General features: G+C 61.2%; 16 protein-coding genes. 9 read left to right on the top strand and 7 right to left on the bottom strand.

Annotated features, from left to right (window positions below; translation table 11 throughout):
* Window position 1 precedes the first annotated feature (1 nt).
* From C6366_RS03850 to C6366_RS03815, 7 genes are all read right to left on the bottom strand, one after another.
* Window positions 2–1,483 carry a pyridoxal-phosphate dependent enzyme gene (locus C6366_RS03850; RefSeq protein WP_107736031.1) on the bottom strand — a complete coding sequence of 494 codons (1,482 nt, stop codon included), beginning with the start codon at window positions 1,481–1,483 and terminating at the stop codon, window positions 2–4.
* A gap of 219 nt (window positions 1,484–1,702) precedes the next feature.
* Window positions 1,703–1,996 (bottom strand): helix-hairpin-helix domain-containing protein, encoded by a 294-nt coding sequence (locus tag C6366_RS03845; protein WP_107736030.1) that lies wholly within the window; start codon window positions 1,994–1,996, stop codon window positions 1,703–1,705.
* A 56-nt stretch (window positions 1,997–2,052) separates the two neighbouring features.
* Window positions 2,053–2,907, bottom strand: coding sequence for a KilA-N domain-containing protein (locus C6366_RS03840; RefSeq protein WP_107736029.1), 855 nt, complete (start codon window positions 2,905–2,907; stop codon window positions 2,053–2,055).
* A gap of 897 nt (window positions 2,908–3,804) precedes the next feature.
* Window positions 3,805–5,118 carry a threonine synthase gene (gene thrC / locus C6366_RS03830; RefSeq protein WP_107736027.1) on the bottom strand — a complete coding sequence of 438 codons (1,314 nt, stop codon included), beginning with the start codon at window positions 5,116–5,118 and terminating at the stop codon, window positions 3,805–3,807.
* Between the two features lie 21 nt (window positions 5,119–5,139).
* Window positions 5,140–5,901 (bottom strand): ABC transporter permease, encoded by a 762-nt coding sequence (locus C6366_RS03825; protein WP_107736026.1) that lies wholly within the window; start codon window positions 5,899–5,901, stop codon window positions 5,140–5,142.
* Complete coding sequence (locus C6366_RS03820; protein ID WP_107736025.1) at window positions 5,885–6,751, bottom strand: ABC transporter ATP-binding protein; 867 nt, start codon at window positions 6,749–6,751, stop codon at window positions 5,885–5,887. The genes C6366_RS03825 and C6366_RS03820 overlap by 17 nt, the downstream gene beginning before the upstream one ends.
* A 17-nt stretch (window positions 6,752–6,768) precedes the next feature.
* Window positions 6,769–7,815, bottom strand: coding sequence for an ABC transporter substrate-binding protein (locus tag C6366_RS03815; RefSeq protein WP_107736024.1), 1,047 nt, complete (start codon window positions 7,813–7,815; stop codon window positions 6,769–6,771).
* A gap of 362 nt (window positions 7,816–8,177) precedes the next feature.
* On the opposite strand from C6366_RS03815, the gene ffh reads away from it, so the two are divergent.
* From ffh to rsmI, 9 genes are all read left to right on the top strand, one after another.
* Window positions 8,178–9,629 carry a signal recognition particle protein gene (gene ffh / locus C6366_RS03810; RefSeq protein ID WP_107736023.1) on the top strand — a complete coding sequence of 484 codons (1,452 nt, stop codon included), beginning with the start codon at window positions 8,178–8,180 and terminating at the stop codon, window positions 9,627–9,629.
* A gap of 74 nt (window positions 9,630–9,703) precedes the next feature.
* Window positions 9,704–9,958: a 30S ribosomal protein S16 gene (rpsP, locus tag C6366_RS03805; RefSeq protein ID WP_107736022.1), complete on the top strand. Its 255-nt coding sequence runs from the start codon at window positions 9,704–9,706 to the stop codon at window positions 9,956–9,958.
* A gap of 105 nt (window positions 9,959–10,063) precedes the next feature.
* Complete coding sequence (locus C6366_RS03800) at window positions 10,064–10,294, top strand: KH domain-containing protein (protein WP_028573445.1); 231 nt, start codon at window positions 10,064–10,066, stop codon at window positions 10,292–10,294.
* Window positions 10,295–10,305: 11 nt separating this feature from the next.
* Entirely contained in the window at window positions 10,306–10,860 is a 555-nt protein-coding gene (rimM, locus tag C6366_RS03795) for a ribosome maturation factor RimM (RefSeq protein ID WP_107736021.1), read from the top strand.
* Between the two features lie 19 nt (window positions 10,861–10,879).
* Window positions 10,880–12,175 (top strand): tRNA (guanosine(37)-N1)-methyltransferase TrmD, encoded by a 1,296-nt coding sequence (trmD, locus tag C6366_RS03790; RefSeq protein WP_107736020.1) that lies wholly within the window; start codon window positions 10,880–10,882, stop codon window positions 12,173–12,175.
* Between the two features lie 70 nt (window positions 12,176–12,245).
* On the top strand, window positions 12,246–12,599 hold the full coding sequence (rplS, locus tag C6366_RS03785) for a 50S ribosomal protein L19 (RefSeq protein ID WP_028573449.1): 354 nt from the start codon (window positions 12,246–12,248) through the stop codon (window positions 12,597–12,599).
* Window positions 12,600–12,607: 8 nt separating this feature from the next.
* Window positions 12,608–13,297, top strand: coding sequence for a ribonuclease HII (locus C6366_RS03780; protein ID WP_107736019.1), 690 nt, complete (start codon window positions 12,608–12,610; stop codon window positions 13,295–13,297).
* Window positions 13,279–13,683 (top strand): YraN family protein, encoded by a 405-nt coding sequence (locus tag C6366_RS03775; protein WP_107736018.1) that lies wholly within the window; start codon window positions 13,279–13,281, stop codon window positions 13,681–13,683. The genes C6366_RS03780 and C6366_RS03775 overlap by 19 nt, the downstream gene beginning before the upstream one ends.
* A complete protein-coding gene (rsmI, locus tag C6366_RS03770) occupies window positions 13,625–14,485 on the top strand; it encodes a 16S rRNA (cytidine(1402)-2'-O)-methyltransferase (RefSeq protein WP_107736017.1) in 861 nt (286 codons plus the stop codon). The genes C6366_RS03775 and rsmI overlap by 59 nt, the downstream gene beginning before the upstream one ends.
* Window positions 14,486–14,511 lie beyond the last annotated feature (26 nt).

Raw genomic sequence — 14,511 nt, 5'->3', positions numbered from 1 at the left:
CCTACCCCATATCCGCCAACAACCCCACCCGCTCATTGAACGCCTCGATAAGCCGGTCGATCTCCGGCAGTTGGCGGGGGATGCTGGTCCAGTAGTTCTCGTCGTACCATTGGGCCTGGATTTCCTCAAAGGTCTTACCCTGTTGTTCGACCCAGGTGAAGTATTTCAAATTGTGGACGCGTTTGCGGTCCCAGTGGTTCAGTTCCAGGAGGTTGTCCAGACCCTGGCCCAAAAGGTAGCGTTCGAAGGCCACGGCGGCGTCCGTGGAGCTGAAGGGGCCGCGCTCGGCGGTCAGTTCTTCCAGGCGGCTGCCGTACATTTCCATGGAGTCCGTGGCCACGGTGGCCACCACGTCGTCCGGTCCCAGCTCGAACCATTTGGCGAACTTGGCCGCGGAAATGATGTTCGACCACCCGGAGATGCCGATCAGGTCCAGCTGTTCCACCAGGGCCGGGGCCACGCCCCGGGAGGTCAGGTACTCGCGTCCGGCTTCCTCGTTGGCCAGGCGGATGAGCTGCATGGGGGCCTCGTCGTCGATGGCCAGGATCATGTCCGTGTTCTTGACGTTGTGCACCCAGGGCACGTGCTTGTCGCCGATGCCCTCGATGCGGTGCTCGCCAAAGCCGTTGAAGAGCAGGGTGGGGCACTGGCCGGCCTCGCAGGCCGCGATTTTCAGGGCCGGAAAGCGGGCTTTGAGGTAGTCCCCGGCGGCCAGGGTGCCGCCCGAGCCGGTGGCCAGGATCAGGCCGCGAATCCGGGAGGGCTTGTCCGTCAGCCCGGTCATGACCTCTTCCAGGGCCGGGCCGGTGATCTCGTGGTGCCAGAGGTAGTTTCCGAATTCGTCGAACTGGTTGAAGATGACCACGTCGTCGCCGGAAGCCCGCAGCTCATGGCACTTGTCGAAAATTTCCTTGACGTTGGATTCCGAACCCGGCGTCTTGATGATCTCTCCGGCCACCGTGGTCAGCCATTCGAAGCGCTCCCGGCTCATGCCCTCGGGCAGGATGGCGATGGAGGAGCAGCCCAGCAAGGCCGAATCATAGGCCCCGCCCCGGCAGTAGTTGCCCGTGGAGGGCCAGACCGCCTTCTGGGTGCTGGGATCGAACTGGCCGGTGACCAGCCGGGGCGCGAGGCAGCCAAAGGCCGCGCCGACCTTGTGCGCGCCCGTGGGGAACCATTTGCCGGTGAGGACCACGATCCGGCAGGGCGCGCCGGTCAGCTCCGGGGGCAGAACCAGATGGTTGACTCCGCCGAATCCGCCGCCCGAGGCCGTGGGCTCGTTGCGCCAGGTGATCCGGAACAGGTTGGCCGGGTCCAGATCCCAGAGGCCGAGGCCGGACAGTTTCTCGCGCATGGCCGCGGGGATGGTTTGCGGGTCGCGCATCTGGGCAAAGGTGGGAATGATGACGCCGCGCTCCCGGGCCCGCTCCACGGCCCGGTCCAGCCCGGCTTCGTTGATGGTCAGATCGATGGCCGCGGACATGATGAGTTCCTTTTTCAGTAAAGATGTTGGTGAGATTGGTGTCGTGTCGTCCACCGCTTGCAAAGCGGAGCCGCCCGTGTGTCGGGGAGGATGGATTTTCAGGCAGGCTGTCTCGGGTAGTTACCAGCAGAAGGAACGTGCTTCAAGCCTCAATGGCTTGATGAGGGCGGGCCGGGGTGATCCGGCCGTGGTGATCCGTTGGCGCTCACCGCCTGGATTTCAGCGAATAGATTCCAGCATCCGTTTGCGTTCCTGGGTATATTCCCACCAGCACCGGGGCTCTTCGCCGTTCATGAACCGGGTCACGGAGAGAAACACGTCGAGCACGCAGGGATCCTGGTGCTTGCCGGTGACGGCCTGGAGGCGTTTATACATTTCCAGCGGGTCCATGCCTTTGAGCTGTTCGGGCCGGTGAACGCCCAAAAGCCGAAGATCCTCGGCCATGGCCCGCCCGATGTTCGGCAGGTCCGTCAGTTCATGGAGACGGTCGCGGTGGACTTTGGCGGGGTGCAAGGGAGGCTCCTTGGCTGTATGCGGTGCGTGGGCTGTTGAGATATTTCAACCAGGAATTAATCTACAGACCTTGAGGACGCATTGATGACTCCACCTTCCAGTCGTTTGATGCTCCGGTCGGTGGTCAGGATTTCCATTTGTTCGATGGCGATGCGGTTCAGCTTTCGCAGCCGTTCGGATTGTTCAACGGCCTCATTGATGAACAGAGCGTTCAAATTTTCCAGGTTGGCCAGACAAACCAGTTGGGCCGCGTTGGCCTGATCGCGGATATTGCCTTTTTCCTTGGGATTCGCGTCCCGCCATTGCTTGGCCGTCATGCCGAAAAGCGCCATGTTCAGCACGTCAGCTTCGTTGGCATAGACCAGATTGACCTGTTGGCCGGTCAGCTCCGGCGGGATGAGGTACGCCTTGATGGCATCGGTGTGGATGCGGTAATTTATCTTGGCAAGATTGCGCTTGATGTCCCAGCCCAACTGCGCCTGCTCGGTCTCCTTGAGCCGTTGGAACTCTTTGATCAGGTAGAGCTTGAACTCCACGGAAACCCAGGAGGCGAACTCGAAGGCGATGTCGCGATGAGCATACGTCCCACCGTAGCGGCCGGCTTTGGATAAAATGCCTATGGCGCCAGTTAGCTCGATCCACTTGGACGGCGTCATCACAAAAGCGTTGCTTCCCGACTTATTTCTAACCGTGTCGAATTCCACACGGTTAAAATCAGGGTTGTTCAAGACCTCCCAAATTCCCAGAAATTCGATGGATGAACGCGTTCGCATCCAGTTCTGAATGACGAAACGGGGGTCATCCGAGTTCTTGTGTTTGGCGATATCGGTGAGGGAAATAAAATCCTCCCTCTCAATCCGCTGCACCCGCACTGTTGCATTTAGAACCGTTATCTCCGTGTTTTTACGCATCAGGATATCCTTCAAGCTGTGGTGAGGAGAATTTAAAAATACTTTAGCTGGCTATGTGCGGTGGATGTGGAAGATTCTATGGCAATTCAACGTGATTTTGAAGCGATAATGGTTGCGAAAGATTACGATGTTAAAACGGAAAATGTCTTGCAATTTGTAAATGAAATTTAATACTCGCGTATGATTGTTGATTTGTGCTTTGGAAATAAATATGGAAAAAACTCTATACGATGAGCGCAAGATTGTTGCGATGTTTTCGAGGATCGCAAATCCGTTTTGCAGGTTAACGAAAAAGATGTGATGAGTAGCGATTATTTCTTCGAAGCCAACGTTTTTTAGATTGATGCCAAATTCGAGAGAAGAGTGGCCCAATCTTCATCTGGAATTTCTTTCGGTACAAATACGGTGGTTCCGGTGATATGCATGGCTGCGGAGATACCACCTTGGCCCATATTCGACAGAATTCAAAGCTTTTTCGAAGCAGTATCTTTGTGCATCTGACGTTCCGGATTTCCTAGTGGTAGTATGCGAAATGGAAGCCTCCATCTTTCAGGCCAGATACCTGTTACCACTTGATCAGGATTAGGAGGCGAATAGACTAGAAACGGTGTAGTAAAACTATGCGTTTCGTTGCAATATAGAATTCCAGACGCACCAATCTGCATTGAACGCGACTTTGTAGTGCGTGTTTTCATATCGTTTTCAGACGTCTCTGCCACGGCCCACATCCGCGCACCAACTCCTGCCCAGATATTCGTAAGATTTTTTGATGCAAATGCGTAAAGTTTCATAGATACTCCACTTTAGGGATAATAGCCTGATTATACAGGTTTTTGCAGGTGTCCATCAAGGTTCGCCGGGGAAAGATATTGCGCGTCATCTTTCAACCGTATCGATCTACCGCGCTGTCAATACATCCAAGACTTGGTCCAGACCTCTCCGCCCAACAGACACCGGCGTCGGTGTAAGGTTCTGGTCCGAGCAGGCCTGAATGGCCGAGGCTACGTCTTTGAGGCCGGAGCCGGTGATCAGCAGGCAGATGGTATCCTCGGGGGAAAGATTTCCGGCTTGGGCCGCGGTCAGGGCGCCGGCCAGGGCCGCGGCGCCTGCCGGTTCGGCGAAGACGCCGGTGTTTTGGGCCAGGGTGGGGATGGCGTGGAGGATGGTTGGGTCGTCCACTTTGATGAACGCGCCGTGGGTTTCCCGGACCGCGGCCAGGGCCTTGAGGCGGTCGCGGGGCAGGCCGGCGGAGATGGAGTCGGCCACGGTGTGGGCCGGGATGGCGGGTTTGGTCAGCGTGTCTTCGTTGTTGTGCCAGGCTTGGTGGAGGTAGTCGCTGCCAGCGGCCTGGACGCCCATCAATCGGGGCAGGCGGGTGGTCAGGCCCAGGGCTTTCAGGTCGGCGAAGCCTTTGTGCAGGCCGCCGATGATGCAGCCGTCGCCCACGCCCACGAAGACCCGGTCCGGAACCTCCCAACCGGACTGTTCGGCGATCTCGAAGGCCGCCGTCTTTTTGCCCTCGGTCATGAAGGGGTTGTAGGCAGTGTTGCGGTTGTACCAGGGGCGGACCTGGCAGGCGGCCATGCACAGGTCAAAGGCGTCGTCGTAGCTGCCTTGCACGGTGAAGACCCGGGCTCCGAAGGCCAGCAATTGGGCCACTTTGGCCTGGGGGGCCGAGGCCGGGACGAAGATCACGCACTCCAGGTCCATGGACGCGGCCATGCCGGCCAGGGCCGCGGCGGCGTTGCCCGTGCTGGCGCAGGCCACGGTGGTCAGGCCCATGGACTTGGCCTGGGCAACGGCCAGGGCGCTGGCCCGGTCCTTGAGCGAGGCCGTGGGTTGGCGGGTTTCGTCCTTGATCAGCACACGGGCCACGCCCAGCAGCCTGGCCAGGCGCGGCGACTCGTACAGGGGCGTCCAGCCGACGGTCAGGGGCGGTGTTTCGGCGTCCAGGGGCAGGGGGAGGAGGGAACGGTAGCGCCATAGGGTTTCAGGGCCCCGGGCCAGGGCTTCCGGGGTGAACGCTGATCGGGCCGCCTGGTAGTCGTAGCGCAGGTCCAGGATGCCCTCGTCCTTGAGGTCTCCGGCATGGTCCGGGCAGACGTAGCCCATGTCATTGGGGGCGACGGTCCTGCCGCAGATTTGGCAGACGGCGTGGGTGACGAAGGGGCCTTGGGGAAAGGGCGGCGTTACGGCGTGGCCCGTGGTCATGAACGATTCCTTGGTGAAGGGTTAGCTTCGGAAGGCCCAACCCGTGGTCCGCTTTTCCAGGGCCGCGAAGATGGCGTACATGCCGATGCCCATGGCCGCGATGACGATCAGTCCGGCAAAGACCAGGGGCACGTTGAACCGGGCGCTGGCGGACATCATCAGGTAGCCGATGCCCTCGTTGGAGGCCACGGTTTCGGAGATTACCGAGCCGACAAAGGCCAGGGTCACGGCGATTTTCAAGGAGGCGAAGAAATAAGGCATGGAATTGGGGATGCCCACCTTGAGCAGAATGGTGAGCCTGGACGCGCCCAGGACCCGGAGCACGTCCTCCAACTCCGGCTCGATGGTGGCCAGGCCGGTGGCCACGTTGACCACCACGGGAAAGAAGGAGATCAAAAACGCGGTGATGATCGCCGGGACCGTGCCGATCCCGAACCAGATCACCAGCAGGGGCACCAAGGCCACCTTGGGCACGGAATTAAAGCCGATCAGGATCGGGTAAAAGGCCCGGTAGAGCAGTTTGGACGAGCCGATGATCACGCCCACGAGCATGCCGAAGACCACGGCCAGCCCGAATCCGGCCAGGGTGGTGTAGAGGGTCTGCAAGGCGTGCTTGCTGATGGGGCCGGCGAACTCGTATCCGGCCATCACGGCCTCGCTGGGCGGCGGCAGGATGTAGCTGGGGATTTTGGCCAGCCGGGAGACGGCTTCCCAAGCCACGAACATGGCCACGGTGACGATCACCGGGGAGTAGCGCTCCAGGTTCTTACGCAGTGGGGACATCGGCTATTCCTTGGGGGCCGTCGCAGCGCACGCGTTCGATGTGGCCGCGCAGCTCGTGGACGATGTCCACGAAGGCCGGTTCGTAGCAGGTTTCCAGGGTGCGCGGTCCTGGCAGGTCCACGCGGCGGCTGTGCACGATGCGTCCGGGACGGCTGCTCATCACGTGGACCGTGTCCGCCAGGAACACGGCCTCGCGCAGATCGTGGGTCACCAGGGCCACGGTGAGCTGCTTGGCGCGGCGCAGATCGGCCAGCACGCACCACAATTCTTCACGGGTGAAGGCGTCCAGGGCCCCGAAAGGCTCGTCCAGCATCAGCAGGCGGGGATCGTGGATCAGGGCGCGGCAGAGATTGGCCCGCTGGCGCATGCCGCCGGAGAGTTCCCAAGGTTGCTTGGATTCGTAGGGCGCCAAACCCACGGTCCGCAACAGGTTGCGGGCCCGTTCCAGATAGGCGGCCTTTTCCTTGCGCAGTCGGCCGCGGTGGGGCTCCACGATTTCCAGGGGGAGCATGATGTTGCGCAGGGTGTCGCGCCAGGGCAGGAGGGTGGGGTTCTGGAAGGCCATGCCCACGAAGGAGAGCGTGCCGTTGACCCGGTTGCCGTCCACGAAGACCGCGCCCCGGGTCGGGGGCATCAGGCCGGTGACCAGCTTGAGCAGGGTGGACTTGCCGCATCCGGACGGACCGACCACGGCCACGAAGTCCCCTTCGCGGATATCCAGGTTCAGTCCTTGGACGGCCAGGCTTTCGGCGTCCTCGCCATAGGCCAGGTCGACGTCCTTTATTTCAACGAACAGGCCCGCACGGCCGGTTTGGCCGTGCGGGTCCGCGTGATCTGCTTGCGATGTCATGGGGTGGAAGATCGCCCTTAGAAGATGGACCGGGTTTCTTGATCGGGCAGGAAGGAGCGGTCGAAAACAGCTTCCGGAGCGGGTGTTGTGGAGAGACCAAAGGCGTTGACCACTTCGGCGATGGCCTTGGCCAGGCGCTCGTCGTCCACGTCGCCCATGCCGTTGGCAGCGGCGTATTCCGTGGCCACGCTGGTCTCGATGGCCAGCTTCAGTCTACGGGTTTCCAGGTCCACGTCGATCAGGCCGTCCCGTTGGCGGACGTAGGCGATGGCCGCTGCTGGATCTTCCAGGGTTTCAGCCCAACCCCGAACCACGGCGCGCAGGAAGCCCTTGACCACTTCGGGCTGGGCGGCCAGTTGCGGGGAGACGATGATGGCGTTGCCGTACAGATTAACGCCATAGTCCGGATACAGAAAGACCGTCAGGTCGTCGGCGGGAATGCCCAGGTTCTCCAGGTTGAGCAGGCTGGTGAAATAGAAGCCGGAAATGGCGTCCACCTGGCCGCGCAGGAGCATGGGCTCGCGCAGGGGCGGGTCCATGGAGGTCCAGTTCACGGCATCGGCGTCCAGGCCGGTGGCCGCGGCAAAGGCGGAAAAGGTCTTGCGCGGGGAGTCGAAGACCGGTGCGCCCAGGGTCTTGCCTGCCAAGTCCGCCGGGGTCTGGATGCCGCTTTCCTTTTTCGTGAAAATGGCGAAGGGCGGGTGATCGTAGATCATGAACACGGCCTTCAGGGCCTGGTCCGGGTTGCCCACGTTGAACTCGATCATGGCGTTGATGTCCGCGAAGCCGACGTCGTAGGCCCCGGAGGCGACCCGGTTCACGGCCCCGGCCGATCCGGTGCCGGAGTCGATGGTCACGTTCAGCCCTTCCTCGGCGAAGTAGCCGCGGGCATGGGCCAGCAGATAAGGCGCGATGGGGCCCTCGAACTTCCAGTCCAGGGTGAAGCGGACCGGGGTTTGGGCCGAGGCGGAGGCGGTCAGGACAAGGGACAGGCCCAGGCATAAGCACAGCGTGGACAAACTCAGGGTGATGCGGGAAGACAGCGAGGACAAGGTCTTGAGCATGGGGTTCCTCCAAGCGGGAGCGTTTTGGGGTGAGGGGCTGGGCGACGAACGTGGTCGCCGGATCTGACTGCCGGGTTGCCGTGCGCGGAATCCGGCGACGAAAAGGATCGATAGCAACGGATGTGCCATGGACGGAAACCAGAGGTTTTCAAAGATGTTCCTGCCGCCGTCGGGGTCCGCGTCGAACTCTTGCGCGTTGGGAATCTTTCAAAAAACGTGCATTTTTGCAAGTTCGGATTACAAAAACGGCAGGGCGAATTCACCTTGCGTCGGCTTTATGCGGGCGGTTGACTCCGGTCCGGCTCTCCGATATTGGCATATGTTTTCGTTTTGTTTCTTGAAGCTTCAAGTCCGGATACCCCATGTTCGACAGTTTAGCGGATCGTCTGCAATCCGTCTTCAAAAAAATCCGCGGTCACGGCCGATTGGATGAGAAGAGCATCCAGGAAGGCCTGCGCGAGGTACGTCTGGCCTTGCTGGAGGCGGACGTCAATTTTAAGGTCGTCAAGGACTTCGTGGAACGGGTCCGGGAACGGGCCATGGGCCAGGATGTTTTGGGCAGCCTGACGCCCGGTCAGCAGGTGGTCAAGATCGTCCACGACGAAATGGTCGATTTACTGGGCGGGGAGCATCTGGGGCTGCAACTGCAGGGCAAGCCGCCGGTGGTCATCATGCTGGTCGGATTGCAGGGATCGGGAAAGACGACCACCGCGGCCAAGCTGGCCCTGCATCTGCGCCGCCTGAAGCGTTCCCCCTACCTGGTTCCCGCGGACGTCTACCGCCCCGCCGCCATCGATCAACTCCACAAACTGGCTTCCCAACTGGAGGTTCCGGCCTTTGCCTCCACCGCCCAGATGCGGCCCGTGGACATCTGCCTCCAGGCCCGGGACGAGGCGACCCGCAAGGGTTTGGACGTTCTCCTTGTGGACACGGCCGGGCGGCTGCACATCGACGAGTTGCTGATGGAAGAGCTGGTGGCCGTGAAGCAGGCTCTCAGTCCCCAGGAGATTCTCTTCGTGGCCGACGCCATGACCGGTCAGGACGCGGTCAATGTGGCGGTCAAGTTCGACGAGCTTCTGGATCTGTCCGGCATCGTGCTGACCAAGATGGAAGGCGACGCCCGGGGCGGCGCGGCCCTGTCCATCAAGTCCGTGACCGGCAAGCCGATCAAGTTCGTGGGCATGGGCGAAAAGGTCAGCGACCTGGAGGCCTTCCACCCGGACCGCGTGGCTTCACGCATCCTGGGCATGGGCGACATCCTCTCGCTGATCGAAAAGGCCCAGGGCTCCATCGACCAGGATGAAGCCGAGGCCCTGCAGAAAAAGATGCAGAAGGCCGAGTTCAACCTGGAGGATTTTCGCGTCCAGATGCGCCGGTTGCGCAAGCTTGGCTCCCTGGAGGGCATGCTCAAGCTGATTCCGGGCATGGGCGATGTGCGCAAGCAGCTTGGCGAGATGAAGATGCCGGAAAAGGAAATGGGCCGCATGGAGGCGATCATCAACTCCATGACTTCGGCGGAGCGCAAGAACCCCAAGCTGATGAACGCGAACCGCAAGCTCCGGGTGGCCAAGGGCAGCGGCGTGAAAGTCCAGGACGTGAACGCGCTGTTGAAAAATTTCGAGCAGATGCAGAAGATGATGAAGAAAATGACCAGCGGAGGAGGTCTTGGAGGGATGAAGATGCCCTCCGGCTCTGGAGGAATGGGCTTGCCCGGCGGTATGGGCGGCTTGGGGCTTCCCGCGGGCATGCCGAAGCTCGGGACCAAGTCCGCGACCAAGAAGAAAAAGGAACGGCGCAAGAAAAAACGCCGCTGATCATCCGTCGGCGGAAATTGATGCTCCCATTTCACGACAACATTTCAGATCAACTTGAAGAGAGGAACGCAGCAATGGCAATGAGAATCAGACTGACCCGGATGGGCTCCAAGAAGAAGCCGTTTTACCGCATCGTCGCCCTGAACAGCGAAACCCGCCGTGACGGCCGCGCTTTGGATTTTCTCGGCTACTACAACCCGATGAAAGAGCCCAACGAACTGAAGATCGACACGGACAAGGTCCGCGAGTGGATTGCCAAGGGCGCCAAGCCCACGGACACGGTTCGCTCGCTGCTGACCAAGGTAGGCTTCAATCAAACCCAGGCCTAGCGGTTCGTTGAAAAACGTTTGTCGTCCGCATGTTTCATACGTCGCGGGCCCAGACGTTTTTTTGAACTGTTCCACGTCGATGAGCTTTTACGGAGTGAAGACGGCATGAAGGAACTCATCGAGTACATTGCCACGTCCTTGGTGGATCAACCCGAAGCCGTGCAGGTTTCCCTGGTGGAGGGTGAACAGTCCTCCGTGGTGGAACTGCGTGTGGCCAAGGAAGATCTGGGCAAGGTGATCGGCAAGCAGGGTCGGACGGCCAAGGCCTTGCGCACGATTCTCGCCGCCGCTTCGGCCAAGGCCGACAAGCGGGTTGTTTTGGAAATCATCGAATAGGCGGTTTCGACATGCCCGAGCAGCCGTTGGTCCTGGTCGGAGAAGTGATCAAGCCGCATGGTTTGGCAGGGGAGTTCAGTGTCAAAGTGCACGTGGACTCCCCTGATTTTTTTGCTCATGTTCCGTGTCTGTACCTGCGCCGCACTCCTGGAGATCGTCCGCGTCCAGTGGCCGTGACCTCCTGGAGAATGCACAACGCACGGCTTCTGCTGCGCCTGGACCAGGTCCAGGGGCGGGACGAGGTGGAGCAGGTGCGCGGGGCGGAGTTGCTGGCGCGCCCTGAAGACCTGCCCAATCGTTCGGACGAGGACATCTACATTCATGAGCTGATCGGCATGCGAGTGCTGCTGCCTTCCGGCAAACTGCTGGGCCGGATCGAGAGCGTCAACTCAAGTGCCGGATCCGGAGTCGGCCAGGAAATCTGGAGCATTCGCACCGAGTCTGGCCAAGAAGTGCTCTTTCCTGCGCACCAGGATTTCGTTCTGGAAGCGGACAGGACGACCGCGACGGTGCGCATTGATCCGCCGCCGGGGCTTCTGGAATTGTATCTGGGCGAAGAAGGATAAGGACCAGGACTCAGGCGGCATGCAGTTCAACATCGTCACGCTTTTTCCGGAGTTTTTCGCTTCGGCGCTGCAATGCGGCTTGCTGGGAAAGGCTCTGGAGCAGGAGACGGTCACGGTTCGGTTGATCAATCCGCGGGATTTCGCCGTGGATCGACATCGCAGCGTGGACGACCGGCCTTACGGCGGCGGGCCGGGCATGGTCATGACCCTGCCGCCGCTGGTGACGGCCCTGCGGTCCCTGGAAGCGTCCAGGGAAGCGCCTGGCAGGATGGTTTTGCTGTGTCCCAAGGGCCGACCGCTGGATCACGACCTGGCAGCGTCCCTGGCCGAAGAGCCGGTCGTGACCCTGATTTGTGGACGGTACGAGGGCATCGACCACCGTTTGGAGTCCCTGTTTCCCCTGGAAAAGGTCAGCGTGGGCGGCGTGGTACTCAATGGCGGAGAGACGCCCGCCCTGCACGTCCTGGAATCGGTATCCCGGCTTTTGCCTGGGTTCATGGGCCACGAGGAGTCCTCGGCGGACGAAAGTTTCGTGCGCGGCCTGCTGGAGTATCCACACTACTCCAGGCCGGAGGTTTTTGAAGATTTGCGGGTGCCGGAGATTCTTCTGTCCGGGGATCATGCCAAGGTCGCGGCCTGGCGACGAGAGGAGTCTTTGCGGACAACCCTGGAATCGCGCCCGGACCTGTTGCCCAGGGCCGCGCTGGAGCCAGGAGACATCCGGACCTTGCGGGAGTTGGCCAAGGGGCGGCGACTGGCGGCCAGAAACTGTTTCCTGGCCTTGGTCCATGCTCCGGTTCTGAACAAGTTCGGGCAGAGCGGGGCGGTTTCTTTGACAAATCTGGACATCCACGATATTGCCCGCTGTTCTCGTACATACGGCCTGGGCGGCTATTTCATCTGCACCCCCTTGCGGGACCAACAGCAGTTGGCCAATCGTCTGCTGGGCCACTGGCTGAGCGGGCCAGGGGCCGCGGCAAACCCGGATCGGGGGGAGGCGTTGCGCTTGGTGAGCGTCGTGGACGGCCTGGAGCAGGCCGCTGACGCGGTGGCCGAACGGTGTGGCAAGCGGCCGGTGCTGGTGGCCACTTCGGCCCAGGGCGCGGGGAGCATGACCTATCCCCAGACTCGCGACCTGCTGGAGGACCAGCCGGTTTTACTGGTCCTGGGCACGGGGTACGGGTTGGCCCAGGAGGTACTGGAACACTGCGTCGGAACACTGCGCCCGGTGCGCTGTTTCAGCGACTACAACCATCTTTCGGTACGCGCCGCGGCGGCCATTATGCTAGATCGGATACTGGGCGACAACGGCTGATGTCCTGCCCCGTTTCGTCCGGCTTCGTTCGGCCGCAATACATTTACTTGATTCATAAGGAGACTTGGTCATGGATTTGATGAAAAAGATCGAATATTCCCAGATGCGAATGGACATCCCGCAGTTCAAGGCCGGAGATACGGTCAAGGTGCATGTCCGGATCATCGAGGGTGACAAAGAACGGATTCAGATGTTCGAAGGTGTGGTGCTCTGTCGGCATCGCGGCACCACCAACGCCACCTTCACCGTGCGCAAAATGTCCGATGGAATCGGCGTGGAACGCATTTTCCCTCTGCATTCCCCCTTCATCGAGCGCGTGGAAGTTCTCAGCGAAGGCCGAGTCCGTCGTAGCCGGATTTTTTATCTTCGCAAACTCCGGGGCAAGGCCAGCCGGATCAAGTCCAAGAACGCCTGGGACAACTAGGGTTTTTCATGTCCGGGCCAACGCATCGGCCCGCGACTGGGCAACTGTCCGGAGTTTTTCCCGGACTTTTGGTCGGTGAAGAAGCGCCGCGCGGCCTCGGTCTGACCGCCGGGTTGGACGAGGCCGGGCGGGGGTGTCTAGCCGGCCCCGTGGTGGCCGCGGCGGTGATTCTCCCTGAATCGTACGATCTGCCCGGCCTAACCGATTCCAAAAAACTTCGGGTCGAGGCTCGGGAGCGCGTGGCCCGTGCCGTTCGAGATCAGGCGGTGGCCTGGTCCCTGGGACTGGCTTGGCCGCGGGAAATCGAGCGGGTGAATATCCTGCGGGCTTCCCTGCTGGCCATGACCCGGGCCGTGCGCACCCTGAAAGTGTGCCCGGACGCGTTGATCGTGGACGGGCCTCATCGGGTTCCGCTGGACATGCCCCAACAGGCGGTGGTCAGGGCGGACGCCACGGTTCCGGCTGTATCCGCCGCCTCCATCCTGGCCAAGACCTTTCGCGACAAACTCCTGACCTTTCTGGACCGCCGGCATCCGGGCTACGACTTGGCGATCCACAAAGGTTATCCCACGGCCCGACACCTGGAGGCCCTGCGGCGTCTCGGACCGGCTCCGGTGCATCGGCTGACCTTCAAAGGCGTTTTGGCCGCTACCGGCCGGGATGCTCGGCAGAAGCAGCTATGGTTGCCGGACATCTGACCCAGGGACGGATCGGCGAGGACGCCGCTGTTCAGTTGCTGAAAGAACTGGGTTTTCAGATTCTGGAACGCAACTGGCGCTGCCAATCCGGCGAGGTGGACGTGATCTGTCAGGACCGGGATACCGTGGTTTTCGTCGAGGTTCGAACCCGTGGGGCTTGCGCCCGAACCTCTCCGGCCCAAAGCGTGAATCGCTCCAAAATCACCAAGCTGACCCGGGCTGCCAGCTACTATCTCAGCCGGCGCGACTGGTGGGAGCGGCCATGCCGGTTCGACGTGGTCGCGGTGATCCACACAGCCCAGGGACACCGACTGGAGCACATTCCCGATGCCTTTTCCTTCCCCCAGACTTTGGGTCGTGGCCGGAACCCTTGGCAACCCTGGTGACTTTTCACCCCGGGCCAAAGGGGCGCTTGAAGGTGCGGACCTGATTCTGGCCGAGGACACCCGGCGTGCCGGGCTGTTTTTTCAGCGCCACGGCGTCGTGCCCAAAGGGACGCTGCGCAGCTTTTTCGAGCACAATGAGCGGGATCGGATTCCCTCGGTCCTGAGCGTTCTGGAACAGGGGCACGATGTTGCCTTGATTTCCGACGCCGGAACACCCCTGATCGGCGATCCGGGGTACCGGCTGGTCCGGGCCTGTTGGGACGCTGGGTTCCCGGTTTCTCCGGTTCCCGGTCCCTGCGCTCCTGTTGCAGCGTTGTGCGCTTCCGGCCTTCCGCCCTCTCCGTTCACCTTTCTGGGTTTTTTGCCTCGACAGGCCGGGGACCAAAGACGGCTATTTCTTTCGTGGGCCGAGGCGGCCACTACCCTGATTTTTTTCGAGCGCAACTCCCGGCTGCGCGACACCCTGGAAACGGCCTTGGAATGTCTGGGGCCACGGGAGCTTTGCCTGGCCCGTGAATTGACCAAGGAGCATGAGCAGATTATTCTGGGCCGTTTGGAAAGCCATCAGGACATGGAGTGGGACCCTCGCGGCGAGATGACCGTGCTCGTCGGCCCGCCGGAAGCTCGGGAGAAGACTTTGGACGTGGTTGTGGACCAGATGCTGTCGGAAGAGATGCTGACCGGCCCGCCAAAACAGGTGGCCGCTCGGGTCGCGGCCACGGCTCATGGATGGTCTTCCAAGGAGGTCTACGCCAGGTTGATCGCCCTGGCCCGGGCCGCTCCCGCCTCGAGGACCCCATGACCACCCCCGTGACAGCTCCCATGTCC

Origin of the sequence: Desulfonatronum sp. SC1 (genome assembly GCF_003046795.1) — a bacterium.
Lineage (GTDB): Bacteria > Desulfobacterota > Desulfovibrionia > Desulfovibrionales > Desulfonatronaceae > Desulfonatronum.
Note: the sequence above shows the minus strand (reverse complement) of the source record. Positions and strands in the feature narration are given on the sequence as shown.

Coding starts and splice junctions, on each gene's coding strand:
- C6366_RS03800 (WP_028573445.1), top strand. CDS start 10,064: ATGAAGGAACTCATCGAGTACATTGCCACGTCCTTGGTGGATCAACCC.
- C6366_RS03825 (WP_107736026.1), bottom strand. CDS start 5,901: ATGTCCCCACTGCGTAAGAACCTGGAGCGCTACTCCCCGGTGATCGTC.
- C6366_RS03775 (WP_107736018.1), top strand. CDS start 13,279: ATGGTTGCCGGACATCTGACCCAGGGACGGATCGGCGAGGACGCCGCT.
- C6366_RS03815 (WP_107736024.1), bottom strand. CDS start 7,815: ATGCTCAAGACCTTGTCCTCGCTGTCTTCCCGCATCACCCTGAGTTTG.
- thrC (WP_107736027.1), bottom strand. CDS start 5,118: ATGACCACGGGCCACGCCGTAACGCCGCCCTTTCCCCAAGGCCCCTTC.
- rplS (WP_028573449.1), top strand. CDS start 12,246: ATGGATTTGATGAAAAAGATCGAATATTCCCAGATGCGAATGGACATC.
- C6366_RS03850 (WP_107736031.1), bottom strand. CDS start 1,483: ATGTCCGCGGCCATCGATCTGACCATCAACGAAGCCGGGCTGGACCGG.
- C6366_RS03820 (WP_107736025.1), bottom strand. CDS start 6,751: ATGACATCGCAAGCAGATCACGCGGACCCGCACGGCCAAACCGGCCGT.
- rsmI (WP_107736017.1), top strand. CDS start 13,625: ATGCCTTTTCCTTCCCCCAGACTTTGGGTCGTGGCCGGAACCCTTGGC.
- rpsP (WP_107736022.1), top strand. CDS start 9,704: ATGGCAATGAGAATCAGACTGACCCGGATGGGCTCCAAGAAGAAGCCG.
- trmD (WP_107736020.1), top strand. CDS start 10,880: ATGCAGTTCAACATCGTCACGCTTTTTCCGGAGTTTTTCGCTTCGGCG.
- ffh (WP_107736023.1), top strand. CDS start 8,178: ATGTTCGACAGTTTAGCGGATCGTCTGCAATCCGTCTTCAAAAAAATC.
- rimM (WP_107736021.1), top strand. CDS start 10,306: ATGCCCGAGCAGCCGTTGGTCCTGGTCGGAGAAGTGATCAAGCCGCAT.
- C6366_RS03840 (WP_107736029.1), bottom strand. CDS start 2,907: ATGCGTAAAAACACGGAGATAACGGTTCTAAATGCAACAGTGCGGGTG.
- C6366_RS03780 (WP_107736019.1), top strand. CDS start 12,608: ATGTCCGGGCCAACGCATCGGCCCGCGACTGGGCAACTGTCCGGAGTT.